The 24618-nt window shown below is 51.0% G+C and carries 34 protein-coding genes; 21 read left to right on the top strand and 13 right to left on the bottom strand.

The annotated features are described in order from the left end of the window. Nucleotides 1-209: 209 nt before the first annotated feature. From V0288_RS00700 to V0288_RS00685, 4 genes are all read right to left on the bottom strand, one after another. Entirely contained in the window at nucleotides 210-1457 is a 1248-nt protein-coding gene (locus tag V0288_RS00700; RefSeq protein WP_332863073.1) for a PulJ/GspJ family protein, read from the bottom strand. Nucleotides 1458-1721: 264 nt separating this feature from the next. Then, nucleotides 1722-2429, bottom strand: a complete 708-nt coding sequence (locus tag V0288_RS00695) for a pilus assembly FimT family protein (RefSeq protein ID WP_332863072.1) — start codon at nucleotides 2427-2429, stop codon at nucleotides 1722-1724. Then, entirely contained in the window at nucleotides 2407-2844 is a 438-nt protein-coding gene (locus V0288_RS00690) for a hypothetical protein (RefSeq protein WP_332863071.1), read from the bottom strand. Before V0288_RS00690 ends, V0288_RS00695 begins: the two co-directional genes overlap by 23 nt. Before the next feature lie 306 nt (nucleotides 2845-3150). Continuing rightward, nucleotides 3151-4086, bottom strand: a complete 936-nt coding sequence (locus V0288_RS00685) for a DMT family transporter (protein ID WP_332863070.1) — start codon at nucleotides 4084-4086, stop codon at nucleotides 3151-3153. Nucleotides 4087-4176: 90 nt separating this feature from the next. Between V0288_RS00685 and V0288_RS00680 the strand changes: the two genes are divergently transcribed. The 5 genes from V0288_RS00680 to V0288_RS00660 all read left to right on the top strand — a co-directional run bounded on the left by V0288_RS00680 (nucleotide 4177) and on the right by V0288_RS00660 (nucleotide 7459). Continuing rightward, entirely contained in the window at nucleotides 4177-4545 is a 369-nt protein-coding gene (locus V0288_RS00680) for a DUF1823 family protein (protein ID WP_332863069.1), read from the top strand. Nucleotides 4546-4706: 161 nt separating this feature from the next. After that, entirely contained in the window at nucleotides 4707-5876 is a 1170-nt protein-coding gene (gene bioF / locus V0288_RS00675; protein WP_332863068.1) for an 8-amino-7-oxononanoate synthase, read from the top strand. Nucleotides 5877-5907: 31 nt separating this feature from the next. Beyond that, a complete protein-coding gene (locus V0288_RS00670; RefSeq protein WP_332863067.1) occupies nucleotides 5908-6264 on the top strand; it encodes a hypothetical protein in 357 nt (118 codons plus the stop codon). After that, nucleotides 6257-6622, top strand: coding sequence for a putative toxin-antitoxin system toxin component, PIN family (locus V0288_RS00665; RefSeq protein ID WP_332863066.1), 366 nt, complete (start codon nucleotides 6257-6259; stop codon nucleotides 6620-6622). Before V0288_RS00670 ends, V0288_RS00665 begins: the two co-directional genes overlap by 8 nt. Nucleotides 6623-6721: 99 nt before the next feature. Beyond that, nucleotides 6722-7459 carry a DUF364 domain-containing protein gene (locus V0288_RS00660; RefSeq protein WP_332863065.1) on the top strand — a complete coding sequence of 246 codons (738 nt, stop codon included), beginning with the start codon at nucleotides 6722-6724 and terminating at the stop codon, nucleotides 7457-7459. Here V0288_RS00660 and V0288_RS00655 read toward each other — a convergent pair. The 3 genes from V0288_RS00655 to bioU form a co-directional block, all read right to left on the bottom strand. Continuing rightward, on the bottom strand, nucleotides 7456-8349 hold the full coding sequence (locus tag V0288_RS00655) for a sulfite exporter TauE/SafE family protein (RefSeq protein ID WP_332863064.1): 894 nt from the start codon (nucleotides 8347-8349) through the stop codon (nucleotides 7456-7458). The two genes, V0288_RS00660 and V0288_RS00655, sit on opposite strands and share 4 nt — an antisense overlap. Further along, a complete protein-coding gene (locus V0288_RS00650; protein ID WP_332863063.1) occupies nucleotides 8346-8867 on the bottom strand; it encodes a DUF3122 domain-containing protein in 522 nt (173 codons plus the stop codon). The genes V0288_RS00655 and V0288_RS00650 overlap by 4 nt, the downstream gene beginning before the upstream one ends. Nucleotides 8868-9204: 337 nt before the next feature. After that, entirely contained in the window at nucleotides 9205-10206 is a 1002-nt protein-coding gene (gene bioU / locus V0288_RS00645; RefSeq protein WP_332863062.1) for a (S)-8-amino-7-oxononanoate synthase BioU, read from the bottom strand. 326 nt (nucleotides 10207-10532) lie between these two features. Here bioU and V0288_RS00640 point away from each other — a divergent pair, with 326 nt between their 5' ends. The 10 genes from V0288_RS00640 to V0288_RS00595 all read left to right on the top strand — a co-directional run bounded on the left by V0288_RS00640 (nucleotide 10533) and on the right by V0288_RS00595 (nucleotide 14198). Then, complete coding sequence (locus tag V0288_RS00640) at nucleotides 10533-10748, top strand: DUF2997 domain-containing protein (RefSeq protein WP_422661855.1); 216 nt, start codon at nucleotides 10533-10535, stop codon at nucleotides 10746-10748. A gap of 50 nt (nucleotides 10749-10798) precedes the next feature. Beyond that, a complete protein-coding gene (locus V0288_RS00635) occupies nucleotides 10799-11185 on the top strand; it encodes a DUF1257 domain-containing protein (protein ID WP_332863061.1) in 387 nt (128 codons plus the stop codon). Nucleotides 11186-11189: 4 nt separating this feature from the next. Then, nucleotides 11190-11576: a ferredoxin gene (locus tag V0288_RS00630; RefSeq protein WP_332863060.1), complete on the top strand. Its 387-nt coding sequence runs from the start codon at nucleotides 11190-11192 to the stop codon at nucleotides 11574-11576. 66 nt (nucleotides 11577-11642) lie between these two features. Then, a complete protein-coding gene (locus tag V0288_RS00625; protein WP_332863059.1) occupies nucleotides 11643-11807 on the top strand; it encodes a hypothetical protein in 165 nt (54 codons plus the stop codon). Nucleotides 11808-11885: 78 nt separating this feature from the next. Further along, nucleotides 11886-12095: a type II toxin-antitoxin system HicB family antitoxin gene (locus tag V0288_RS00620; RefSeq protein WP_332863058.1), complete on the top strand. Its 210-nt coding sequence runs from the start codon at nucleotides 11886-11888 to the stop codon at nucleotides 12093-12095. A gap of 3 nt (nucleotides 12096-12098) precedes the next feature. Beyond that, nucleotides 12099-12323 (top strand): type II toxin-antitoxin system HicA family toxin, encoded by a 225-nt coding sequence (locus V0288_RS00615; RefSeq protein ID WP_332863057.1) that lies wholly within the window; start codon nucleotides 12099-12101, stop codon nucleotides 12321-12323. 99 nt (nucleotides 12324-12422) lie between these two features. Continuing rightward, entirely contained in the window at nucleotides 12423-13238 is an 816-nt protein-coding gene (locus V0288_RS00610; RefSeq protein ID WP_332863056.1) for a hypothetical protein, read from the top strand. A gap of 52 nt (nucleotides 13239-13290) precedes the next feature. Next, the gene (locus tag V0288_RS00605) at nucleotides 13291-13533 is read left to right on the top strand and encodes an antitoxin family protein (RefSeq protein WP_332863055.1); all 243 of its coding nucleotides are present in this window, start codon (nucleotides 13291-13293) and stop codon (nucleotides 13531-13533) included. Nucleotides 13534-13709: 176 nt separating this feature from the next. Further along, on the top strand, nucleotides 13710-13922 hold the full coding sequence (locus tag V0288_RS00600; protein ID WP_332863054.1) for a type II toxin-antitoxin system HicB family antitoxin: 213 nt from the start codon (nucleotides 13710-13712) through the stop codon (nucleotides 13920-13922). 69 nt (nucleotides 13923-13991) lie between these two features. After that, complete coding sequence (locus V0288_RS00595; protein WP_332863053.1) at nucleotides 13992-14198, top strand: type II toxin-antitoxin system HicB family antitoxin; 207 nt, start codon at nucleotides 13992-13994, stop codon at nucleotides 14196-14198. Between the two features lie 13 nt (nucleotides 14199-14211). Here the strand turns inward: V0288_RS00595 and V0288_RS00590 are convergent, their stop codons facing one another. Continuing rightward, the gene (locus V0288_RS00590; protein WP_332863052.1) at nucleotides 14212-14835 is read right to left on the bottom strand and encodes a DUF922 domain-containing Zn-dependent protease; all 624 of its coding nucleotides are present in this window, start codon (nucleotides 14833-14835) and stop codon (nucleotides 14212-14214) included. 51 nt (nucleotides 14836-14886) lie between these two features. On the opposite strand from V0288_RS00590, the gene fabG reads away from it, so the two are divergent. The 3 genes from fabG (at nucleotide 14887) to V0288_RS00575 (ending at nucleotide 17442) form a co-directional block, all read left to right on the top strand. Continuing rightward, nucleotides 14887-15651, top strand: coding sequence for a 3-oxoacyl-[acyl-carrier-protein] reductase (gene fabG / locus V0288_RS00585; RefSeq protein ID WP_332863051.1), 765 nt, complete (start codon nucleotides 14887-14889; stop codon nucleotides 15649-15651). Between the two features lie 249 nt (nucleotides 15652-15900). After that, nucleotides 15901-16668: a proteasome-type protease gene (locus V0288_RS00580; RefSeq protein WP_332863050.1), complete on the top strand. Its 768-nt coding sequence runs from the start codon at nucleotides 15901-15903 to the stop codon at nucleotides 16666-16668. Between the two features lie 39 nt (nucleotides 16669-16707). Next, nucleotides 16708-17442 (top strand): sulfite exporter TauE/SafE family protein, encoded by a 735-nt coding sequence (locus tag V0288_RS00575; RefSeq protein WP_422661854.1) that lies wholly within the window; start codon nucleotides 16708-16710, stop codon nucleotides 17440-17442. Here the strand turns inward: V0288_RS00575 and V0288_RS00570 are convergent. From V0288_RS00570 to V0288_RS00560, 3 genes are read right to left on the bottom strand one after another with little or no spacing between them, the layout of a single operon-like run. Further along, nucleotides 17431-18933 (bottom strand): phytoene desaturase family protein, encoded by a 1503-nt coding sequence (locus V0288_RS00570; RefSeq protein ID WP_332863048.1) that lies wholly within the window; start codon nucleotides 18931-18933, stop codon nucleotides 17431-17433. The two genes, V0288_RS00575 and V0288_RS00570, sit on opposite strands and share 12 nt — an antisense overlap. Beyond that, nucleotides 18908-19648 (bottom strand): ABC transporter ATP-binding protein, encoded by a 741-nt coding sequence (locus V0288_RS00565; RefSeq protein ID WP_332863047.1) that lies wholly within the window; start codon nucleotides 19646-19648, stop codon nucleotides 18908-18910. Before V0288_RS00565 ends, V0288_RS00570 begins: the two co-directional genes overlap by 26 nt. Before the next feature lie 11 nt (nucleotides 19649-19659). Continuing rightward, the gene (locus V0288_RS00560; RefSeq protein ID WP_332863046.1) at nucleotides 19660-19884 is read right to left on the bottom strand and encodes an indolepyruvate ferredoxin oxidoreductase subunit alpha; all 225 of its coding nucleotides are present in this window, start codon (nucleotides 19882-19884) and stop codon (nucleotides 19660-19662) included. Between the two features lie 156 nt (nucleotides 19885-20040). Between V0288_RS00560 and V0288_RS00555 the strand changes: the two genes are divergently transcribed. The 3 genes from V0288_RS00555 to V0288_RS00545 all read left to right on the top strand — a co-directional run bounded on the left by V0288_RS00555 (nucleotide 20041) and on the right by V0288_RS00545 (nucleotide 22343). Further along, a complete protein-coding gene (locus V0288_RS00555; RefSeq protein ID WP_422661853.1) occupies nucleotides 20041-20382 on the top strand; it encodes a XisI protein in 342 nt (113 codons plus the stop codon). 509 nt (nucleotides 20383-20891) lie between these two features. Continuing rightward, complete coding sequence (locus tag V0288_RS00550; RefSeq protein WP_332863044.1) at nucleotides 20892-21569, top strand: hypothetical protein; 678 nt, start codon at nucleotides 20892-20894, stop codon at nucleotides 21567-21569. Nucleotides 21570-21806: 237 nt separating this feature from the next. Then, nucleotides 21807-22343, top strand: a complete 537-nt coding sequence (locus V0288_RS00545; RefSeq protein WP_332863043.1) for a DUF2808 domain-containing protein — start codon at nucleotides 21807-21809, stop codon at nucleotides 22341-22343. 65 nt (nucleotides 22344-22408) lie between these two features. Here V0288_RS00545 and V0288_RS00540 read toward each other — a convergent pair whose 3' ends face one another. Beyond that, on the bottom strand, nucleotides 22409-23134 hold the full coding sequence (locus tag V0288_RS00540) for a M15 family metallopeptidase (RefSeq protein WP_332863042.1): 726 nt from the start codon (nucleotides 23132-23134) through the stop codon (nucleotides 22409-22411). 23 nt (nucleotides 23135-23157) lie between these two features. Beyond that, nucleotides 23158-24549, bottom strand: a complete 1392-nt coding sequence (locus tag V0288_RS00535) for an NAD-dependent malic enzyme (RefSeq protein ID WP_332863041.1) — start codon at nucleotides 24547-24549, stop codon at nucleotides 23158-23160. Nucleotides 24550-24618 lie beyond the last annotated feature (69 nt).

Genomic DNA, 24618 nt, shown 5'->3' with positions numbered 1-24618 from the left:
CCGTTGTCTAATGTCGCGTAAAATTTCCCAAACTTTGAACCGAAATCAGGTATCGGTTGCATCGGTTCGAGTTTTCCGGGGTATCGGTGAGCTTTTCCGAATTCGCGTTGGCCTTAACGGGTTATTCAAGAAGGAAAGGGTTTTGCCGGTCGCTACTCGATGGAGCGATAAGGGATAAAACCCTTGTCCTCGACCTCTCGAACATCCGCTCATGTCGTTGGCTTGATAGTTAGTAAAACTACATAAGTCTGATTTGGAGTTACCTGTAGGTCGGTCACAACCAATAAAACCTCTTCATTGGTCAAAGGCCGAGAAAAATTGACACTGGATGGTGGCGGATTATCTCGAGTATAAGCGGATACTTTCTGAACGCCGCCCACGTTCCCACTTATACTATCCGTACCTCCCAAATAAACGACAATATCGGAGTTAGCCGGAGCTGTTTTAATTGTGTCGAAACCTACTAACTCATCGTAATTTCCTCCCACATCATATTGGCATACGGAATCGCATTTTCCTTCTATCAATTTAGGGATGACGTACGATTCTTGAACGGGAATAATACGAAGGACATCATTTCCTTGCTGAATTTTAACCGTTGCCGACGCTGGAAGATTAGTCTTGCTTTGCGAGATAATGTAAGAACGATCCTCCGCGGGAGCCGAAACTTTGGAACTTAAGGTCAAAGAAGAAGAATCACCCATCGCGAGTTTCGTCTCGGTACTCGCGACTAGGACAACCTGAGTCCCATAATTTTGAGCCGAAGTTCCGTCAACTTTTTTGACACAGGCGTACATTCCCGGGACGGGATCGGAAGTGTTGAAAGCCGGGAATCTTTGCCATTCCTTTTGCAAATCGGGAGAATCACGGTAGAGATCGCAATCCAATTTAGACTCTTCCAAGATCGCGTCCTGCAAGCCGAATACTAAGGGAGTTGCCTTCCATTGACCGGTATCTTCGAGGTCTTTGTAGTTGCCTTCGGAGTCTACGGGAGGGCCGTAACGCCATAACACGGGAGAGTTACTGGAATTGTTCCACTGATTATCGCCTTTTTGAACGTAGTAGATAATCTGCTGGCTAATTGCCCGCGTGGGATCGTCGGGGTCCGTGATGCGGAAAGCCAAGATCGGCTTTTTATTCGCGTCCTTGCTCCAGTCAAAAGTTTGAGTGGATTGAATGTCGTTCGTAGAGGCGGCGATTACTTTCGCCCGTCTGATCTCGTTGCTCATCAGCTCTAGCGCGCGCTGAAGGCTATTGCGTTGATCGCTGTCGGCGTTCGCTTTGTAGTTATTTCTCATCAAATTAACCAGCCCGCTTCCAGCGATCGATACCACGAAGAGCATGCAAAAAGCGGCGACGACTAACTCAATTAATGTAAAGCCTGTCCTAAGTTGACGACGCGTGGGGATCTTAGACGGACGGTGGATAGAGAGAATGTATTCAAGATAGAGGCGCATGACGTTACCCTTCCATTAATTTTGTTAATAATATTCGATTGGCGAGGTTCGTGAGTTCGGAGCGTTTTCCGCCTCTCGGCTACAAACATCGCTAAGGGTTTTCCCGCACTACTGAAAATCTATCTACACTCTCGATCTTACTCTATATTAGCCGAACAAGCAATTGTATCGGTGATCGAGATCGAGAAGATTGGTGATTTTCTTTACAATTGATCGATTCTCGGATCGAGATCGAGTGCCTTTCGGGAAGACGAGGCTCGGGGGCTAATTGGAGGCACCACCATCAACCTGGATTTTGCATTGATTCGCGTCAAGATCGGTCAACGCTCCCTTATAAATCCCCGTGCGAAGCGCTCCTAACATGGAAACGATCACCACACAGCGTCTCTGTTGAGAGGTGGACGCGGACGATGGATTTTCCAGGGTGGAATACAGCACGATCATCGGGTACTTTTTGAAGTTCTCCGCTGGATTCGAGCTGTCGGACGGAAAGAGATCCAGAGCCTGGTTCGGATGCGAGACATTTCCGAGAAAAGAAAAAACGATCTTAGGATAGTTGTTGTAAGATGCAATGTTTGTTACCATCCGAATCTCGTTGGGAAGTTCCAAAATCACCCGATCCTTGTCATTTTCATCCAATCCCGACGGTCTGGCACTTGCCGTGGCTACTAGGCATTGCCCCCGATCGGTTGTCTCGGCTGTTAACCGATTGTAAGTGGTCATTCCATCGTTCCTAGCCCCATCGAGTTGTAAGGTACATTTTTTCCCGAGACGGATCGCCTGCCTCTGCGCGTCTTCCATCGCTCCCTGCACGATTTTTACGGCCGATCGCATTTTTTGACGGTGAGACCAGGAGATCAGATTCGGGGCCGCCAAAGCCGCGCTGATGCCGATGATCACGAGAACCACTAAGATTTCCGCGAGAGTGTAACCTCGATCGAGCGAGAGCCTACGGACATTGGAAAGAAGCATCGGGAATCACCTCAAAGGAACTAGTGGCAATCACGGTTTCTTGATTTTGGTAGTCATTAGCCGTTTCGGTCGAGGCTAACTGCACGGTATAGTCAATTCGTAGGCGATGGAGACCCTTTTTGTCATCGGGAAATTTTCGGATAAGTTCGTATCGCTTACCGACGAAGGTACGCGAGGCAATGACTTGAGCGGCTAACGCGCTTTTCAGGGCTTGGGCGTATCCTGTCGTGCAAGCTCCCGGATCGTTGAGTCGCGATGCGGTCAACTTGACATCTTCCATGTCTTCTTGAATCCAGTAATTGGCTCGGATCTGTCTTTCCGATCTCGCTTTATAGAGGGCGTTAATCGCCATTAACTGTAAGGTTCCGGTAAGAAAGGTCGTGATCGTTAAAATAGCGATCACGACTTCTAACATCGTGAATCCTCGATTCGAGGGCGATCGAGACGATCTCCTCGCCCATCGTTTCCAGCTCATGTTGTTACCTCCCGCTCGGGCAGAACACTCCCGCTCGATGAAATTCAGTTAACTGTATTCCCTCTAGTGCCGTCAAGATCGGAAATCACGCGTGATTAGAGTACCCGATCCGGAAAGAAAGGGAACTATCGGATCACGCGAGGGAAGATTTCTCGATTCGATCGGGTAAGATTGAATCCGTACAAACTTGGATCGTGAAAACACGTACAATTTTGTCCACACTTTCTACTTTATATCCAGGACGGATCACTCGGTGTGATCGGCATCACTATAGGGCTGTGATTTATCTCTCGTTCCCACGATGGCCGATATCACCCCGATCGACAGGATAAATCCCCCGTAGATCGCGCTCGCGGGGGGGATTTCTCGAAAAATCAAGACTCCTAAAAGGCTAGAGCCGATCGGCTCGAACAGGATGACCAGGCTAACCACCGTGGGGGACACCCAACGTAAAGCCCAGTTAAAACTCGTATGACCGATCGACTGAGGAACGAGGGCTATCCACAGCACGTAAGTGTATACCGCGGGGGAATACTCAAGATAATTTCCTCCCGTCAAAAATGGCAACGGTAATAACACTAGGGCGGCGGTACTATAGGCGAGCGTTACATAACGGCCGACGCTCAATTCCTCGCGCCGCGCTTCCCGTCCACATAGGATATAGAAACTGGCCATCCACGCGCCGCCTAAAGCCAGTCCGTTTCCCAGTAAGGGATTCGGGTACGCCGCGTTGTGGTCTGTCGGGCCGAAAGCGACGAGAATGCCGCCGGACAAAGCCAGGAAAATCCCGAGAAAGGTCGATCGCCGGGGTTTTTCTCCGAACCACCACCAACCGATCAGGGCGATCCAGAGGGGATTGGTGACCACGAGAGTGGTGGAGGCGGCGATCGAGGTGTAGGATAGGGAAGCCGTCCAGGTGGCGAAATGACAGGCGAGGGCGAATCCGGCGGCGATCGCTAGATAATAGGCTTTCGCGGTGGTTTTCTCGCTCGTGTTCCGAAACCAGTTCGGAAGCAGGACGATCGAGGCGAGAATCATCCGGGAGGCGGCTAGAAATAAACTGAAGGCGATGCTACCCCCTCCGGCCGCCTCACTCGCCAACCGGATAAAAATCGCGGCCGTCGATACCGAGAGAACCCCGATAGCGAGAACGAGAGCGATTTTCAGGGGGGAGGGAGGCAAGGGATCGGGGGGGACAGAGAACAATCGGAATACAATTCAGTATAGAGCGGTAGCTCGATAGATTTGGATTTTCGCGCGAAGGTACAATTTATGAACCCATCACTATCGATCGATACGATCTGGATGATTCTCAACGACGAGATCGATGATGCTACGGTAAATCGATTGGTCTGGGAAAGTTTAGGTTATCGCTGGGATGAGAGTCAACAGCGATGGGACAATAGCGAGGTTGACGGGGATTGGCGGGAAGATTACCCCGAACCGCCCGATTTTATCGAGAATCGTCCGCCGACGGTTAAATTAACCCGATCGATCCCCCCGGAAGATAAACAACTCTTGAAAGAGAAACTCGGCTTTAAAGGCTATAAAATCGGCGAATTTAACCCGAGAATGACCCGTCGCGCCACCGCGGCCAATTGGTTACTCGGCTATTTACTCCGAGTGAACCCGGAAACGTAAGGCGGAGGCAGGAGGCACAAGGCAGGAGGTGAGGGGGACGAGGGAGAAAATAATTATTACTTTCTCTATATTCATCATTGGTATATTTCTATTACTTTCCCCTTTTCCCTTTCCCTTTTTCCCGAAAAACTTCCCGATCTCCCTATCCCCCCCATATCCCTATGTCTTCCGCCTACGATTGGATCGAGAAAGCCCTAGATACTATCCATCGCGCCGATTGGTACCGTCAGACGAGGACGATACGGGGTCGATCGGGGGCGGTAATCGAGTTAGACGGTCGATCGCTGATTAATTTCGCCAGTAACGATTATTTAGGTCTGGCGGCGGATGAACGGACGATCGAGGCGGCGATCGAGGCGACGCGGGTTTACGGAACCGGAACCACCGGATCGCGTCTACTTAGTGGACACCGAGACATTCATCGAGACTTAGAAACGGCGATCGCCTCCCTGAAACAAACGGATGGGGCGATCGTTTTCAGTTCCGGCTATCTGGCGAATCTGGGGACGATTGCCTGCCTGGTAGGGCGACGGGATCTGATTTTCGGGGATAAATACAATCACTCCAGTTTGAAAAACGGGGCGAATCTCAGTGGCGCGACGGTTCGGGAATACGCCCACTGTAATCTGGAAGACTTAGAGCGACAATTACGGGAGTATCGGCGGGAGTACCGTCATTGTCTGATCCTTACCGATACCGTGTTCAGCATGGACGGGGATTTATGTCCGCTAGAGGGATTGCTCGATCTCGCGGATATATATAAATGTATGGTCTTAGTCGATGAGGCGCACGCGACGGGGGTGATGGGGGAAAACGGGGCGGGATGCGTGGAGTATTTCGGCTGTACGGGACGGGAGTTAATTCAGATGGGAACGCTTAGTAAGGCGTTGGGCGGTTTGGGGGGATACGTGGCGGGATCGGCGAAGTTAATCGATTTTCTCCGCAATCGCGCGGCGACCTGGATTTACACGACCGGGTTATCCCCGGCGGATACGGCGGCCGCGAGACGGGCGATCGAGATTGTCCGTCAGGAACCCGATCGCCGTGTTTTACTACACCGAAATACAGAATTTGTCAAGAATAATTTGCGGGATTTTAATCTTCTGCCGTCGGAGTCGCCGATTCTCTGCCTCGCGTTGTCGGGTCCGGGGGAGGCGTTAGAATGGTCGCGGCGATTACTCGATCGAGGGATTTTCGCTCCCGCTATCCGGCCGCCCACGGTTCCCACCAGTCGCCTGCGATTTACTTTCATGGCCACCCACGAACCCCATCATTTACAAACTTTAGTAGACGCGATCCGGGAGATAGCCAACGGGAACGGTGAATTATAATCGAGGTAGAGATTTTAAAAGCGCGTTCGTTATGTCCGATCGAGAAACCATCCCTATCGAAGTTCCCTCGGAAATCGCCCGATTTTACCGCTCTGCCAGCCCGGAAGAAAAAGAGCGTATCGGGTTACAATTAACGGATATTTTGCGATCGATCGTTGAAAACTCGCGGGAACAGGCGATCGATCGATTGAAAAAAAGCCTCGAAAAAGTCCGCCGAGAAGCGGGAGAAAATAGCTTAACTTCTGAGATTTTAGAATCTTCGCGGGAGAGCGATCGGAAACCCGAAAAAGATCGTTTGGGTCGAATTATGGATGAAATCGGTAATAAGTCTATAGAAAGAGGATTGACGATGGAAATACTGGCGGAAATTTTGCAGGAAAATGAATGAACGCCGATTCGTTTTCGATGTTAACGTGATTGTCAGCGCGCTTCTTTTTCCCCGAAGCAATCCGAGGCAAGCTTTAGATATCGCTCGTTATCAAGGTCGTATTTTAATGACAGATACTATCCAAGAAGAACTAATAACGGTTCTCTATCGTCCGAAGTTCGATAAATATCTCACGCTCGATGATCGAACCGTGTTTTTAACCGAATTGTTACCGCGGGTGGTTTGGATCGAGAGTATCGAACCGATCGAGGAATGTCGAGATTCCAAGGATAATAAATATTTAGAACTCGCGGTTAGTGGACGAGCCAAGTATCTAATTACCGGTGATGAGGATTTATTGGTACTACATCCTTTTTGATGGATTCCGATTGTAACGGTTCGGGAATTTTTAGATAATTTTAGCGTCGATCATTAGAATGTAGTGTACCGGCTAACTGTTACCTTTCCCGATTTAATTATGAACCCCCGATCGATCTACGAACTCCTTCTCGAACGCGCCGAAGATGAAACTTCGATCGAAGAAATTATTATCGGTCTGACGTGGACCTATTGCCAAGCGGACGGGATCGGTTTATGTATGAGTCCGGCGATTCCCACGCGAACGTTACCGTGGCCGGGAACGCTGGTAGGAAAATCGATCGCTTCCCTCGCGCCTTGGGTAAAATCTTGGAACGCTTACGAGGCTACGATCGGACTCGCGGCGATTAACGCTTCGATCAATCGGCGATCGACGTTGATAGAGCGCGCCGAACCTATCGGAACGGGAAATCTCGCTGTTTTCGAGCGTTTTCTGCCCTTGATTCGCGGTCGGAAAGTGGCGGTCATCGGTCGTTATCCCGGTTTACAGCGTTACGAGGAACAGGTGGAGTTAACCGTGATCGAGAGACAACCGACCGAGCGCGACCTGCCCGATCCCGCGGCCGAGTATATTTTACCCGGTGTCGATTGGGTTTTTCTCACCGCCACCTCGATCGCCAATAAAACTTTCCCCCGTCTGATGGAACTATCGCGAAACGCGAAAGTGGTTCTAATGGGTCCCACCGTTCCCTGGTTAGCGGAATTCGCCGATATGGGGGTAGATTACCTCGCGGGAGTGAATGTAACGAACCCGATCGCCCTGAAACAAACGATCGCCGAGGGGGGTGGGGTAAGGATTTTTGAAACGGGAGTGGAGTATCGCGTGTTGACGTTTTAGTATCGGGAAAGCGATCGATTGTCGCTTAACGTCGCGTAATGCGGTTTTTTGCCGGATAATCCCGCGTAATTCCCGCTCATCTTGGCAGAGGAAGCGGGTTTAAAGACCTCGCGATTTTGCCAGAGGACGAAAACCGAGATAGTTAGGAGAAAATAGCCGAAAGCTTTCTGAAGGTGCTTCGCGCTGACGAATTTGACCAGATACGCGCCCGCGATCATGCCGATACTCGCCGCTAGGGTAAAGGAAACCAAAAGGGACAGATTCACGGGAACGCGACCGAAATAGCCGAGAAATCCCGCCACCGAGTTCATAGAAATAATGACTAGAGAAGTCCCGATCGCTTGTTTCACGGGCAGTTTCGCCAGTAATACCAGCGCGGGAACGATGGCGAATCCCCCTCCCACTCCCACCAATCCCGTCAGGATACCGACTCCGATGCCCTCGGTTATTAGCCAGAGCCAACAGTAACGACAAACCGGTCTGGAATAGAAATCGAGTTCTTCGGGTTCGATCGATTTCTCCCGGCGACTACTTTTGACGATCATGGCGAGCGCGGCCACGAGCATCATCGCCGCGAATAGTAACATCTGGAGGGTATCGGTGACGAACGGTAACGTGGCGATCCGCGCGCCGGAGTACGCCCCGATCATCGTCGAGAAACCGAAGATGGCGGCGGTTTTTAGCTGGATATTACCGAGTTTCCAATGGGGTATCGCGCCGAGAACGCTGACGAAACCGACCGCGACCAAGGTGAGAACGATCGCCTCTTTCGGGGGGATTCCCATCACGTAGACGAGGGTGGGAACCGCGAGAACCGATCCCCCCCCACCGAGTAAACCGAGACTAATACCGATAAAAACGGCGATAATATGGCCGGTAATCCACATCATAGCGATAAAGTTTGTTTTATAGGGTAATAGTCTCTAAAAAGTTGCCATTCGAGTAAAACGGGCGCGGGAACGGTCAGGGTTCGGGGTTTTTCGAGGGGTAGGGAAAGCTCGAGATCCCCGGACGCGGGGAGTCGGGGGAGGATATCCGCCATCGCGTACTGACCGACATTCGGCGCGGGGGAATTCCGGGCGAATTCGTCCGGAGCGGTCAAAATTTCCCCGGTTTCGGTAGTAATCGGTAATCTGTCCGGGTGCAGGAATTCGATCCCTTCGGGAAAACCGACTAAACGGAGGCTTAAATCGGTAATTTGTCCCTCTTTTACCCGTTTAAATAACACCAATTGCCACGGACTTCCAGTTTCGTCCCGTAAGCTGTGACGGGATTGATATAACATCTGTCCGGGTGCTTCGCGTTGCGATCGGGTGAGGGCGAGTGCGGGCGGGATGTAATCTATATCAAACGCCAGAAAAAGCAGGAAACTGACGAGAACGAGGAAAAATAACCAGAATCTTCGCATAGAGCGTTACCTCTGCCGACTCTCGATCGGGCGCGGGGAGATCGGGCGATCGGTGCCGGACTCCTTTGATTAAACCATGATATAACTATATCACTATAAAGTTATTTCTAAAAAACATTTTACGATACAGCTATATGGTTATATAACGCAAAAAATCTCCACGGTGGTAATTGTAGTAAGATGGCGAAGATCGCGGTCATAGGTGCGGGAATCGGTGGTTTACCGACCGCCGGATAATGAGACTAAAAAATGGGCGAGATTTTCCCGCCCGATCTAAATTCACTTTAGTTTTAGCCGATTCTAGACGCTTGGTGTTTGTAGTGACGCGTGGCTCACCCTAGCGCACGAATCGGGGCATAATTTCCGCCGCCGTCCATAACCCGTGTAATCCCTGACGGTGGAGAGAGATTCCCGCCTTGAGATAACCGAAGGCCGGCCCGCAGACATTGGCCGCCATACTCGTCTCGTCCCCGAGGGTGAACGTATGGGTGGAAAGCTTTCCTTCAAAGGTGCGCCCGGTGATTTTCACGTTGGTACTGAGGGGTTTTTTCGGGTTGCGCGTATCCACCACGCCGCCGACCGTTACCTGTTCTCTCGAACAGATTCCCGCCAGTTCCAGCATGATATCGTCCGCGTGTTCCATATTTTCCAGTGCCAGGATACCGTTGGTTTTATCTAATAACGCTTCTACCTCGGCATCGCTCATCGCCCGCGCCGTCTCCACGTCGTAGCCGGGTAAATGGGCGATATCCTCGCGGATCGTGGCGCGATAGGCTTCCCAGTTGGCGATTCCCACGCCGAAGGTAATTTTCACGCTATGGATCTCGGCGTAACTCTGCGCCGCTAGAGCGGCCGCCGCGGTGAGTAATCCGGGGGTCGCGCCGCAACCGGTGAGATAGGTGATTCCCGCTTCCTTGAGTTCGTTTTTCAGTTCGAGTAACTGTTCGACCGCGCTGGTACGTTTGAGCGCGTCTACTAATACCCCGCGCCAGTTCGATCGAATAAAAGTTCTCGCCACGTCCGCCATGAAGGTATTCGGCAGGTTGGGCAGGGCGAGGAAATAACCATCGACGGGGGCGCGGGCGATTAACTCGCCGATGCTGTCCTGGCTGAGAGTTCCGTAGGGTTCGAGATAACCGATCGAACCGTGTCGGTGATAGGTTTCGATGGCGCTGTCGGGATCTAATCCCTCCGGGCGGTAAGCGTAGCCCGCCTTATCCGCGGCCGCCGTCCAGATCATTTCTTGTTTCGGGAACAGCATTCGCGCCGCGGCCTGTCCCAATCCGCCGAAGCCTAACACGCCGACCCGAATCCGATCGCTCGCTGATTCTCTATTCATATCTGTTGGGATCAATATAGACAAACTTCTATTATCGCCGTTCCGGTCGTCCCCGGTCACTCCTCCTCTCTTTTTCACTTTATCCCTTCCTACCGCTCTTTTCGTGTAGTTTTGTTAAAATTTCGCCGTCGCTCGATCGCCCTCCCCGATCGCCGGAAAGAGAGGAAACGCGACCTAGAATTATCCCTAGTTAGGGGATGACAGAATATAAACTTTTGCTAAAATTTTAACCATATTGCTACGATTAACAAACTATTGTTAGGAGAGCGATAGAGCCTCTTGAACGGCCAGTTTACCCTGAAGACGATTCTCGCCCCCGAACCCCTATGAGCATGGAAAGCCTAGAGTTCATCATCTATCCCGATGGTCGAGTCCTGGAAAAGGTGACAGGCATAGTCGGTTCATCTTGTCAAGAAGTGACCGCGGCGATCGAGGCGAGTCTCGGGGTGGTGGTCGCTCAGGAGAAAACATCGGAATACTACCATCAAAGCGTTACCCAATCCGCGACGGCGACCAATGAGGCCAGCTTTAGCGATTGGTGATTTTTTTGCCTACTTCCCTTGAAATTCCTTCATTTTAGCCACTGAAAACTATGTCACACTTTAGCAACATCAAAACCAAGATCCGCGATCTCGCGTCCCTCAAAGCCGCTCTCTCGGATATGGGCTGTGAGTGGAAAGAGGGTCCCCACCCGGTTAGAGGCTATCAGGGCCAGACGGTGACGGCCAACGTGGTGATCGAGCAAGAGAATAACCACGACATCGGCTTCCGTTGGAACGGGAACGAGTACGAGTTAGTCGCCGACCTACAATACTGGCAACAACCGTTAACGGTCGATGGATTTTTGAGAAAGGTGAATCAGGGCTACGCTGTCCACGCGATCCTGTCGGAAACCTCGAAACAGGGTTTTCAAGTGGCCGAACAACAGAAAAATCCCGATGGTTCCATTCGTCTGGTCGTTCAACGCTGGAGCGCCTAAATAGATGGCTGAGTTTGATTTCGCCCCCGATCGCTCCGGTTTCGAGCCAGAACTAGGGGGCTTTCTTCGAGATTCGCCCGATCGCTCCGGTTTCGAGCCAGAGCTAGGGGGTTTACTGCGCCAGAAGGCGGTTTATGTCGATGAACCCACCTGTATCGGCTGTAAACACTGCGCGCACGTCGCCCCGAACACGTTTTTTATCGAGGGAGAGTACGGTCGATCGCGCGTCTTCAATCAGGACGGGGACGAGGAAGAGATCGTTCAGGAAGCGATCGATACCTGTCCGGTAGACTGTATCCACTGGGTTCACTATAACGATCTGAAGAATTTAGAAGAAGCGAGAAAGCATCAGGTAATCCGTCAACTCGGCTTTCCCACCCACGGACGGTAATCCTCTCGCGAGAATTCCCCACGAATTGCCGGTGTTATCTGAAAGGAAACTTTCACGACAAAAAACATGAAAATTAAGGCGGTTATCTGGCAAGAGGACGGCGTTTGGTGTGGTTCCGTCCCGGCTTTACCCGGCCTTGGGGAGAGAGTTACGAGCGAGCGAAATGCTCAAAGAAGCGATCGAGGGTTGGCTAGAGGTTGGAGTCAACATAGTGAATACACGATCTCTTAAGAAATAACTCCTAGACTCCAATGCTATGCTGTGGATAGTCGCGATAACTATAAGACTTATTAAAATGGAATTGCGCCTATGAAAACTTTCACGGCTGTTATTGAAAAGGATACGGCTACTAATCTTTATATCGGTTATGTTCCCGGATTTCCCGGCGCGCACTCTCAAGGGGAGACCTTGGATGAATTACAGGAAAATCTGCGCGAGGTGGTCGAGATGCTTCTAGAGGATGAAACTCTCGTCTTCGAGACGGAGTTCATCGGTGTACAACAAATTTCGGTTTCTTAAAGCGTGAATAACATTCCTGTTCTCAAGCCGCAAGAGGTTGTACGGATACTAGAAAATTTAGGATTTGTAGAAGTACGACAGAAAGGCTCGCACAAACAATTCCGTCACGAAGATGGAAGGGCGACAACAGTCCCCGTTCACAAAGGTCGTGATATAGCCCCGAGGTTGCTACGGCAGATCGCTAGTGATATTAATTTAACGATAGAGGAAATGCTGGAGTGGCGGTAATATGTAACGCTTGTAATAATAGCGACAATCGGTTTACATTAGAAAGTTTATGTTGTTCACTTTATCACTTTTTTAATACCTCAACTTTTGTGTAAGCTAATGAAATCTAATGAATCACTCATCGCTCTCGACCAACACTGCGCTGGTTTAGCTCATATATTAAGTGATTTGCCAGATGGTTCAGATTGGGACTTGGTATGTGATTGGCTAATGATTGCGGCCTCAATTCGTAAAATTAAAGTCGAGACCACGCAACATAACCTAAGCTTCGGTTGGTGCGCGCTGGCGGATGAATACGATATCGCACGCCAGGATCTTTTGACTCGCTTTGTTGAGGCTTGCTCCGTATTTAATTTTACTTGGGGAGCGCTCGAAGCAACCCTGAACATTATTAAGCTACCTAAGCCACCTAAGAAATCCAAAAATAGAGATACAAACCCCAAAATTTTTAAAGCCTATTATTACTTAAATCAAGAATTTGCATCAAAGAGATTACTAACTGGTCTTGTTGAAGAAGTGAACCTCTTTCGTGAATCGGCTTCGGTATGCCTTGATACTAAAGTAGTTAATACAGATTTGTTGGAAACTACGGAATTTGGTTTTGCTGGAATAGGTCTCTTGATAGTTTCTCAATTGCGAAATCAGTTCGCTCACGGAAGCCTTACTTTTCCCGTACCTCTACTTCATGAAAACGATGATTCGGAAAATTTACACGAATCTATGATTAAACACGCGACAAGAGTGGTACTTATCCAACTTCAAATGCTCTTACTTGCGTATTTTAAAAGATGCGATAACTTAGTCACATTTTCTTGGCACCCTAACAGAGAACTAGAGAAAATCCCATTTTATATCGCCATTCAAACCTGCCACCTTGAGCAAGGTGATGCTAATTTTCAAATATCGCTTTTATGAGCTATAAATTCATGTTTTTTAATAATCATATTGTGGATAAAGGTAGTTTTTTATGTTCCAAGTTCTAAAAGCGAGCTATAGCAATGGTACTTTTGTACTTCGATCGCCTTGCGAGTTGCCCGAAGGAACCGAGGTAGAATTGCTAATTCAGTCTCCCGCGGTTGTATCCCCCCCGATTACCGATGTAGAGGTTAAAAAACAATTTCTAAAATCTCTCGTCGAGAGAATGCGACAGAATCCGATTCCGTCAAACACTCCTCGGCTTACACGGGATATGTTACATGAACGCCGTTGATACTAATATTCTGATTTATGTCAACGATCCAGGCGATCTCATGAAACGCTCACGAAGAAATCATCCTATTTTCTTTCACGAGATCAGGAATCGAAAAGATAAAAAAGGAAAAATTCAAACTTGTCAGATCAAATAGATTCGTGGCTTGATTTTAAAATATAAATTAGGAAAACAAAATGAAGATTCGCTATGAATTGATTATTTATTGGAGTGAAGACAATCAGGCTTTTATCGTTGAAGTTCCCGAATTGCCCGGATGTATGGCCGATGGGGAAACTTATCAAGATGCCGTACACAATGCTGAAATCACGATTCAAGAATGGATTGAAACCGCACGAGAATTAGGACGGGAGATTCCCCAACCCAAAGGACGGCTATTACTTGCTTGAATTCCAACGTGAGTCTTCGATCGAGCTTACGATAGAATCAGAAAAACCAAGAATCATTGGGCAATTAGCATGAAAATCAATGTGATTATTCATCCCGCTGAAGAGGGTGGGTATTGGGCGGAAGTTCCCGCTTTGCCCGGTTGTATTACCGAGGGGGATACGGAACAAGAAGTGATCGCGAATCTGAAAGATGCGATCGAAGGATGGTTAGCGGTTGCCAATAGAAACAATTTTAAAAATCGTGAGATTTCGATCGAGAATCCGCGAGTTTTGTAAAATTCCGTAAAAATTACGGGAAAACCGCTCCCTGTGTGATGCCGTGTTTCGTGACCTTATCGTACTCGACATCCGCTTGACTGTAAGCTTGTATAATCGCGTTCGCGGTTTGATTAAAGAGTTGCCCTACCTCGTCGCAGTTCGATCGAGCGAATCGATCCCACGAGAGTTGACCGATTTCCTGACTCGCGAGAACACCGTGCTTTTTATGTCCGTTTTCATGGATCACTAAAGCGCTCATAAACTTATTCCATTGTTGTACCAGCGATCGAGATACATTCGCCGGGGGAATCCAACGCGGTAAGGTAATCGTTACATTGGTCGTGACTTCCAGACGCGTCAAACCACACAAGGCACTGTTATCGGGTTTAAACGTCCAGTAGCGCCAGTTGACATTCCACCTCGCGTAAGCGCTGAAACGCCGGCCTGTTTTCGGGTCGGGAGGGCCGAATCGATCCATTTGCTCCCGTAGCTGTGTCGAGGTTGTCCCTTGAATGGGATAATAAATTGTTTTGACCGAGACCGTGGGTTCTACTCGCGACTGTGCTGGAAAATCGGAAAAAATGGTCAGGGTTGCCAGAAAGGAGAGAAAAAATAGGATCGAGAGTCTGGAGATAACCCGATACAGAGGTTTCATGGCGGGAGCGAGATGGCATCGGCTCTATTATATTGGAGAGATCGAAAGAGTATGAAGCGATTACCCGAAGAATATCAATCGGCGAAAGGACAGGTAGCGTTAGTGACGGGGGCCTCGCGGGGCATCGGTCGAGCGATCGCCCTCGCGTTGGCCGAGCAGGGCGCGCGCGTGGTGGTAAACTACGCTCGATCGAGTACCGCGGCCGATGAAGTGGTCGCGGAAATTACGTCCGCGGGTGGGGAGGCGATCGCTCTCCAGGCAGATGTTTCCAAAACCGAAGAAGTGGATAAATTAGTCGAGGACGCGCGCGCCAAATTCGGCCAGATCGATATTCTCGTCAATAACGCCGGCATCACCCGCGACACCCTCATGCTGAGAATGAAGCTAGAGGACTGGCAAGCGGTCATCGATCTCAACCTAACCGGGGTTTTCCTCTGCACCCGCGCCGTCAGTAAATTCATGCTCAAGCAGAAAAGCGGCCGGATCATCAATATCACCTCTGTATCGGGTCTGATGGGCAATCCCGGACAGGCCAACTACAGCGCCGCGAAAGCCGGGGTCATCGGTCTGACCAAAACCCTCGCTAAAGAATTCGCCAGCCGCGGCATCACCGTCAACGCGGTCGCCCCCGGTTTCATCGAAACGGACATGACCCACGACCTGAAAGCCGAGGAAATCCTGAAATTTATCCCCCTCGCGCGCTACGGCAAACCGGAGGAAGTCGCGGGAATGGTGCGTTTTCTCGCGGTAGATCCCGCCGCGGCCTACATCACCGGGCAGGTTTTCAACGTCGATGGCGGTATGGTCATGGCGTAAGGAGGCAGGAGGCAGGAGGCAGGAGGCAGAAGGCAGAAGGCAGGAAGCAGGAGGCAGGAGGTAGGTTTTTGGAGGGAAGTCCAAACTCCCCCCGAAAACTTTTCCCCTGAAAAAGGGAGGCTTGTAACCCGTTGGTTTCCAGTCATCTATCAGCCGTCAGCCCCTAAGCTGGAATCGATAGCGTAAAATTAAAAGCTGAATGCTGAACGCTGAATGCTGATAGCTAATAACTACCTTCAGTCGCGGAATATGACCTATTGTTTGGGAATTATCAATCGTTTCGGGATCGTTATGGGGGCGGACTCGCGCACGAACGCGGGGGTCGATTATATTTCAGCCTATCGGAAATTGTTCGATTTTTCCGTACCGGGCGATCGGGCGATCCTGATGTGCGCGTCGGGGAATCTCTCGGTGACGCAGGGAATGATCCATGAACTCAAACGGGATATTCACAACCGCGAGGATATCAATTTACATTCCCTCAACAGTCTCTACGATGTCGCCAACTATATCGGCGATAAAAGCCGGCAGATCCAAGACCGGGATCGAGCGTGGTTAGAGCGCGATAATATCGATTTTCAGTGTAATTTCCTGCTCGGCGGGCAAATTAAAGGAGAAGATCCCCAATTATTTCTGATTTATCCCCAGGGAAATCATATTCAAGCCACGAGGGAAACACCTTTCCTGCAAATCGGCGAGACGAAGTACGGGAAACCGATTCTCGATCGCACGATCACCTATGACACCCCGCTGGAGGAAATGGCTAAATGCGCCCTATTATCCCTAGATTCGACAATGAAATCGAATATTTCCGTCGGCCCGCCCCTGTATATCGTCATGTACGAGACCGATAGCCTGCACCTCCGTCACAAATTACAACTGCGCTTGGGCGATCCCTATCTGGCAAAAATGCGGAAACTCTGGGAGGATTACGTCCGACAGGCTTTCGAGGCCATGCCCAATCTGGAATGGAAATACGTGGATGAAGATCCCTCGGAAGACATCCCGATCGACTAAGATTGGTTAAGAAACTTTTAAAAACGTGTTTTCCAATCGATGATAACGATCACGCTTTTTGTGGCGGGAAGTCTGGGCTGGTTTTTTAGTACCCTAGCCGGCGGGGGGAGTCCGTTAATCCTACTCCCGGTTTTAGGCTGGTTCTTCGACGCGACCGTAATTCCCCCGGTGTTGACCACGGGAATGCTATTCGGCAATCTGCAACGGATGGGGTTGTATTGGAAGGAAATCGATTGGCCCTCGACTTGGTGGTATATGCCGGGGGCGATCGTCGGTTCTACCCTAGGGGCGTTTGTTTTCGCCCATATTCAACTAAAATGGCTCCCTCTCGTCCTCGGCATCTTCCTGGTTTTCTCCTCCGTCAGCCAACTCTTTCAACAGAACAATCCCTTTTTCAAAATCCGTACTTGGTATTTTATGCCCGCGGGTTTAATCTACGCCTTCCTGTCCGGGTTGGTAGGCAGTACCGGGCCGATGCTGAATCTATTTTATATTAACTACGGACTGGTAAAAGAACCGATGATCGCCACGAAATCGGTTCACATGGTCGCGGTTCACGTCGCCAAATTAATCGCCTACGCCGCTTTCGGAGTATTACATATTCCCTTTCTCGGTTACGGTTTGCTGTTGGGATTAGCCGCGTGGCCGGGCAACTGGTTAGGTCAGAAAGTTTTGGAACGAATGAGTATCGACCAATTTAAACAGGTGGTAATGTTATTCGTGTCGATTAGTGGATTATTACTGATCTGGCGCGAGAGAGGGTTAGTTTTTTAAGGTATTCGCGCATAAAATCCCCGACATGGCTACCGCGGGAACCCCGATTCCGGGGAGTGTACTATCCCCGACACGGTAGAGTCCTTTGATGGGTGTGTGGCAACTCGGAAACATTCCCTGTCCCGTGACGATTCCCGGCCCGTATGTCCCCCGGTGACGACGCAGGAAACGCGCGTGAGTTAGGGGAGTCCCGATCGATTCTAAAACAATTCTCTCCCGTAGATCCGGGATCACCCGCTCGATCGCCCGATACAATATCTCCGCTTTCCGCCGTTTTCGCTCCTCGTAACTGGAATCTTTCCGCCATCCGTCGTAGGGTTCCAATGTATATGCGTGGATAGCGTGGTGTCCGTCCGGCGCGAGTTTTTTATCCCAGACGGTGGGGATGGAGATCATGCAGGTATTGCCCGGTTCGGTAATGTCCCGCTCGTCTGAATGAACGACGACGTGATGCCCGGCTAATCCCTCCAATCCGTCCGCTTTTATGCCTAAATGTAGATGCAGGAAACTATCGATCGCTGGGGTTTCTAGGGCTTTTTTTCGGTAGTCAACGGGTAAATCTTCGGGTTCTAATAGATGTCCGTAGGTATCCCAGATCGTCGCGTTAGAAATGACGGTATTCGCGGGGATTTCCTCGCCGTTTTGTAGGCGAACTCCCGTTACTCTTCCCGATTTCACGAGGATTTTTTCTACCGTACAGTTTAACCGTAATTCGCCGCCGAAACGGGTCAATCCTCGTACTAACGCGTCGATGATCGCGCCGCTTCCGCCGATCGGGTATTCGACGTTCGATCGATTTCTCTCCCCCAGCATGAACGCGACTTCCGGGGCGATTGTTCCCTCGGCTTTCAATCCCGATAGCAGAAAACATTCGAGATCGATCAATCGTTTCACCCGCGGATCGGTCACGGTTTCCGACATAACTTTCCCGACCGAACTATTGATAATCGGTAATTGTGGGAAAGCTTTTAGTAAACTGCCGAAAGAATTAAAAAGTAAATCGGGAATCACTCGCCAATCCGCGCGGAGATTTATGGTTTTAATTTCCTGCAAACAATCGTAAACCGCCAGTAATCGCCGTTGGAATTCTTCTAATTCTCTCGCGCCGGATGGGCTGATTTTCGCGATTTCCTGGCAATATCGATCGAGTTGACAATAGATCGGGATCGTTCGATCGGGAAAGTGATAGAAACCTAGCGGATCGTAGGGAACAACTTCTAGCGATTCTCCGAGTAAATCGAGTACCTGTTTTAACGGATTACGGCTCGGATTTTGATTACCTAAGCCACAATAAAAAGACGGGCCGGAATCGAAATGAAAGCCTTTTCGGGTGAAACTATGGGCCGCACCTCCCGCGATGGTGTGACTCTCGCAGATTAATACATCCCGACCGTTTCGGGCTAGTAATGCTCCGGCGACCAATCCACCGATACCGCTCCCGATAATAACAATATCTCGCGGGGTTTTATCCCTCCGATCGCTCTTTTCCATGATAGGCCGCGCCGAGATACAGTTCGCCCACTTTCGGATTATCTAATAACTCTTGTCCCGTCCCCTCGCACCGATCCTGACCGCTCTCTAAAACATAGCCTCGATCGGCCATCATTAACGCTTTTTTCGCGTTCTGTTCCACGAGAATAATCGCTGTTCCCGTCTCGTTAATGGCTTTGATCTGCTCGAAAACACTATTCACTAAAATCGGTGACAGCGCGGCGGAGGGTTCATCGAGAATCAATAAATTCGGTTCCAGCATCAGCGCGCGTCCCATCGCCAACATCTGCCGTTCCCCACCGGAGAGCGTTCCGGCTTTCTGGTTCCGGCGTTCCCGAAGACGGGGAAACATGGTAAAAATGCGATCTTTGAGCGATTTAATCGTTCCCTTGCGGGTAAAGGCTCCCATTTCTAGGTTTTCCTCGATCGTGAGCGAGGGGAAAACGTTGGCGATTTGGGGAACGTAACCCATGCCGAGGGGAACGATCTGATTCGATTTCAATCCGGTGATATTTTCGCCTTTAAAGGTGATCGCGCCCGATTTCGGGGTCAAAAGTCCGAAAATGGTTTTGGCGAGGGTGGATTTGCCCGCGCCGTTGGGGCCGATGACCGTGACCAACTCCCCCGGCGCGACGCGAAAGTTGACTCCCTGCAAGATGTAGAGATCCTGCACGTAACCCGCGTAAACGTTTTCAACTTCTAGAAGATAGGTCATTTCTCGCCAAATTAGGGAGTTTTCTGTAAATCGGGGCGTTCTTGGGGAACGATCGCTCCCTCGACCGGGCATACTTGCAAACAGATCCCGCAGTCGATACAGGTAGCGAAATCGATCCAGTACCAATCGGTTCCCTTCATATTTTTACCGGGGCCGGGATGGATGCAGGCGACGGGGCAAGCGTCCACGCAGTCGGCAACGCCCTCGCAAACTTCTGTGACGATCGTGTGTGGCAATGGGTTTCCCTCCTCGAATTCTTAACATTACTTTACCACTTTTTCCGCCGTCTCGGTTCTCGGCTCGATCGAACGCTTCGGTGGCGGTCATCCCCGAACCGCGGTACAACAGTATTAAGTCTTGAGAATTGTCTACGAACCGGTAAACGAGGTGATTTGGCAATGGATAAGATAGTTCGCTATCGAGAATGTGTTCAAGAATTATTGAGTCGATACGCGAGGGAGGATGTCGTGGATGGCGAGGTCGAGATACAACTAATCTTCGATACTCAACGGGATCATTATCAATGGATGAACGTGGGATGGCAACAGTTTAACCGGGTTTACCATTGTATCGTTCACTTCGATATTAAAGACGGAAAAATCTGGCTTCAGCAAAATCTGACCGATGGGAATCCCGCGGAGGAATTGGTCGCGATGGGGGTTCCGAGAGAGGATATCGTCTTGGGTTTACAGCCGGCTTACAAGCGTCCGTATACGGATTATGGCGTGGCTTGAAACGGGGTAGCCGTCGAAATCGTCTCGCAAAGATCGATCGAGTTTGCCAGTATCCAATCGTAGAGTGCGGATCGATCGAGCGATTCTATCCACGCGAGAAGTCGCTTTATTTTTTCTCTCGTGTCGGTTTAGCCCCGATAGTTCGCTCACGGATTCCGTTCCGAGATCGTTAGTAGAGATCGAAATCTTTTTTTATTTAAAATATTATAGAGTTTTTTTGAAAAACTGTTTTCTATCTTTTGTCGGATTTTATCAAAATACGCTATCAAAAAATCTCAAAAATATTGATCTTTTTCCAATATTTTTGTTTACCATGAAAAATAAGACCCCGATCGCCGATCGAATGACGAAGCTGTTTCCGTGGGTCGGGTGAAAGTTCTGGAAATCCAATAGCGTGGGGTTTCTGTCGCCTTTTGTCCCTCGACCGAGCCGAATATTTATATCAAGATTCCAGGGTTCGATACGGGCGATCTCGATCGTTGACCTATCTTTCGACCGAATAGCGAATTATGAATAAATCGCGTTGTCAACAACTATTTTCTGTTTTCGGTCTGGTCGGAATTCTCCTCCTGTCGGGAGGTAAAGCCGTCCTCGGGCAATCGGTACCGAATTCCCCCCGATCGAGCGATTTCCAACCGTCTTCCGAAGTCACTCCGGCAACTCCCGCCGGAGAAGTCGCGCCCGATTCGCGAGCGATCGGGTTAACCGGCCAAACGGGCGCGGTCATGCCGTCCCGGACACGGGAAACCCCCACCGTGGCACAGATCGAACCCGGCCGGACGACCCGATCGATCCCCAGTTATGTCGGGATCGGTGGCAATATCGGATTCGGGGGCGATACCGGCATTGGTCGGGGAAATTTCGCCATCCTGAGTAAAGTGGGCTTAACGGAGAACTTTTCGGCCCGACCCGGCGTACTGGTGGGCAATCGCACGACGTTTCTGCTCCCCGTCACCGTTGACTTTCCCGTGGTGACGGAGATCGGCGGGGGACGGGTCGGCTTCACCCCGTTCGCGGGGGGCGGTATCGGCATTTCGACCGGGCATGAAAGTCTCGTGCGTCCCATCATAACGGCCGGGTTCGACGTTCCCATCAATAACCGGATCACGGCCGTGGCGAATACCAACGTGGGCTTTTTTAGAGATACCGAGTTCGGCGTGACTTTGGGAGTCGGTTACAACTTCTAGGGCGATTCCCCGGCCCGATATTTTTCCGGCGGTTCCAAAGCGCGAGAATCGGCGATCGCTACATCCGAATCGATCGGGGCCGGATCGCGGGACCCGATCGATCTCCCCCGAATTCTACAATGTCTATATTCCGACCGTTCCGGTCATATTCGACGATCGGCCCCGCGGGAGGATTTCCTGGCGATCGCCCCGTTCGATCGAGTAGGATCGAGGAGCGATCGCCCAGGATTCCCCCCCATGAAAACCGTACTCTCTCTCCTCGCGATGCTGGCTGTAGCCGTCCCCCCCTCGATCGCCGGACAATTGAGCGACGGAACGGTATTTTTCGAGAAATCTCCCCGTTTACTGAATTTTTACTCGACTTTTCAATCGGCGCGAGTGTGGGGCGCGAAATATTACGTGACGATCGATCTACCCGCGAATACCGGCGAACCGTTGGGCAGTGTCAGCTTACAACAGCGAGACGGTATTCAATCGATCGATTTTCTCTCGAATAAAACCTTCGCTTTCGTCGGTACCCGGCAGAACCGGGGGCAACCGTTATCGATTCGATCGACCAATTTCGATCCGGCCACGAAAACCATCACCGTCGTCTTCGATCCTCCCGTCCCCCCCGGAAATCCCGTTTCGATCGCTTTTATTCCCACCCGTAACCCAGATTACGGCGGTATCTATCAATTCGGAATTACCGCTTATCCCGCGGGAGAGAAAACCACCGGACTCTATCTCGGGGTGGGACGGTTAACCATCTACGACGCGGGCGATCGATGGTAAAAGCGGATGATGTTCTCGAACGGAAGGAGACTAAACTGAATGGAGGAATCCACGCGATCGCCGAACTATTTTTCTTTTCTTAACTGTTGCGCTTTATAAAACGTTTCTAGGCTATCGCTGTCGCCGACGTAGCGCCAGTGCCAGGGTTCGTAACTGATCCCTTGAGGATTATCGCGGGGAAAAGATAACTCGAAACTGAATTGCGCCGCATTATTTTTTAGCCAATTAAACGCGGCGGTATTTTCAAAGTTGGGATTTAAATTTGTCGCGGGAGTCCGACCGTCGCCGATATCGATCGCGTAGCCGGTGTGATGTTCGCTGTAGCCGGGGGGCGCGCTAACTTCGGCCCGTTTTCTCGTTTCCTGATTGCGTTGCGCTTTCACCTTAAAAAAAAGACGTTCCTGATCGGCCTTCGATCGAAACGCCGAGATGGGAACCAGGATCACCCCCGCGCGCCTCGCGCTGTCCCGCATCGCCAGAAACGATCGGGCCGCCGATTTCCGCATGAATAATTGACCGTTCGCGGTGATCGGGGCCAACTCCGACGCGGGGGCTTCCTTGTAGGGGAGATGACCGAGAATATTCTCGACGGGCGAAGAACTCGGGGAGACCGTCGGGGAGGCCGCGACCGTGGGCGTTTTCGAGGAACGACCGACGAGGGCTATCCCGATAGCGATAACACCCGCTAGGGCGAGAAAACCGCTCCCGATCGCCAGAACCTTACTTGGATTCGCGCTTTTCTTATTCTGGTTATCCCTCAACGCTTCCGGAATATCGTCGATCGGTTTCACGGTTGTCTCACTCCTAACCCTATTTAATCACTAGCTACCCCGTCCTGACGGGCGGCCTGTTGGACGGCGGCGGCGACAGCGGTAACGACCCGCGGATCGAAGACCGAGGGAATGATACTCTCCCGATCGAGATTCGCCGGGGCGATTAACGAGGCGATCGCTTTGGCCGCTTCCAGATACATATTATCCGTGATCGCTCTAGCGCGACAGTCCAACGCCCCGCGAAATAGTCCGGGAAACGCGAGGACGTTATTGATCTGGTTCGGATAATCACTCCGTCCGGTGGCCATCACCGCCACGTCATCGCGCACCAATTCCGGCTGGATCTCGGGAATCGGGTTAGCCATCGCGAAAACGATCGGGTCCCGCCCCATCGATCGAACCATTTCCGGCGTTAACACCCCCGGCGCGCTCACTCCGAGAAACACGTCCGCCCGTTTCAGCGCGTCGGCCAGGGTTCCAGCGGCCTCGACCGCCCACGCTTGTTTTTCCGGGGTGAGATCGCCACGCTGTTTCGAGAGGATGCCCCGCGAGTCACACAGCCAGATATCCAGCGCGCCGGCTTTTTTCAGGAGGTTGGCGATGGCGATTCCCGCCGCGCCCGCGCCGTTGATGACGATCCGGACGGTATCGATCGATTTCTCGACCACTTTCAGCGCGTTAAGAAGCGCGGCCAGGGAGACGATCGCCGTCCCGTGTTGATCGTCGTGGAAAACGGGAATATCCAACTCCTCCCGCAAGCGTCGCTCGATTTCAAAACACCGCGGCGCGCCGATATCCTCTAGATTCACCCCGCCGAACACGGGCGCGATCCGTTTCACCGTCTGGATGATTTCCTCGGTGTCTTGCGTCGCCAGACAGATAGGAAACGCGTCAATTCCCGCGAATTCCTTGAATAACATCGCCTTTCCTTCCATCACCGGCAGGGCGGCCTCCGGCCCGAGATTGCCCAATCCTAACACCGCGCTCCCGTCGGTGACGACCGCGACCGTATTGCCTTTAATCGTCAGCGAGAAAACTTGCGCGGGATCTTGAGCGATCGCCTTACAGATGCGACCGACTCCCGGCGTGTAAGCCATGGCCAGATCCGATTGCGAGGTGAGCGGTATGCGGCTCTCGATCGAGATCTTCCCTCTACGATGGAGATCGAAGGTGCGATCGGACACCTTCAAGACTTTGACATCGGGTAATTCTTTGACGGCCGCGATAATCTGTTCGGCTTGCTCGGTACTCGAAGCGTCTACCGTGATCTCTCGCCGACTGATTTTCAGATCGCGCTCGATCAGGGAAATCTGTCCCAAGCTACCGCCCACGTTGGCGATCGCCCCCAAGACCGAGGCGAGGTTTCCCGCCCGGTTGGGAATCTCGATCTTCAGGCTTAAACTGTAGCTAGGATTAGGCGTTAGGTTAACCATGCTTATCCTTATAAATACTCGTAACTATCGATTATCTGGCATATTCGTATCGCCGGGGTATTTTATATA

Origin of the sequence: Pannus brasiliensis CCIBt3594 (assembly GCF_036688125.1) — a bacterium.
Classification (GTDB): Bacteria; Cyanobacteriota; Cyanobacteriia; order Cyanobacteriales; family Microcystaceae; genus Pannus; species Pannus brasiliensis.
The sequence above is the reverse complement of the archived record's forward strand: the minus strand, read 5'-3'. Positions and strand labels throughout refer to the sequence as shown.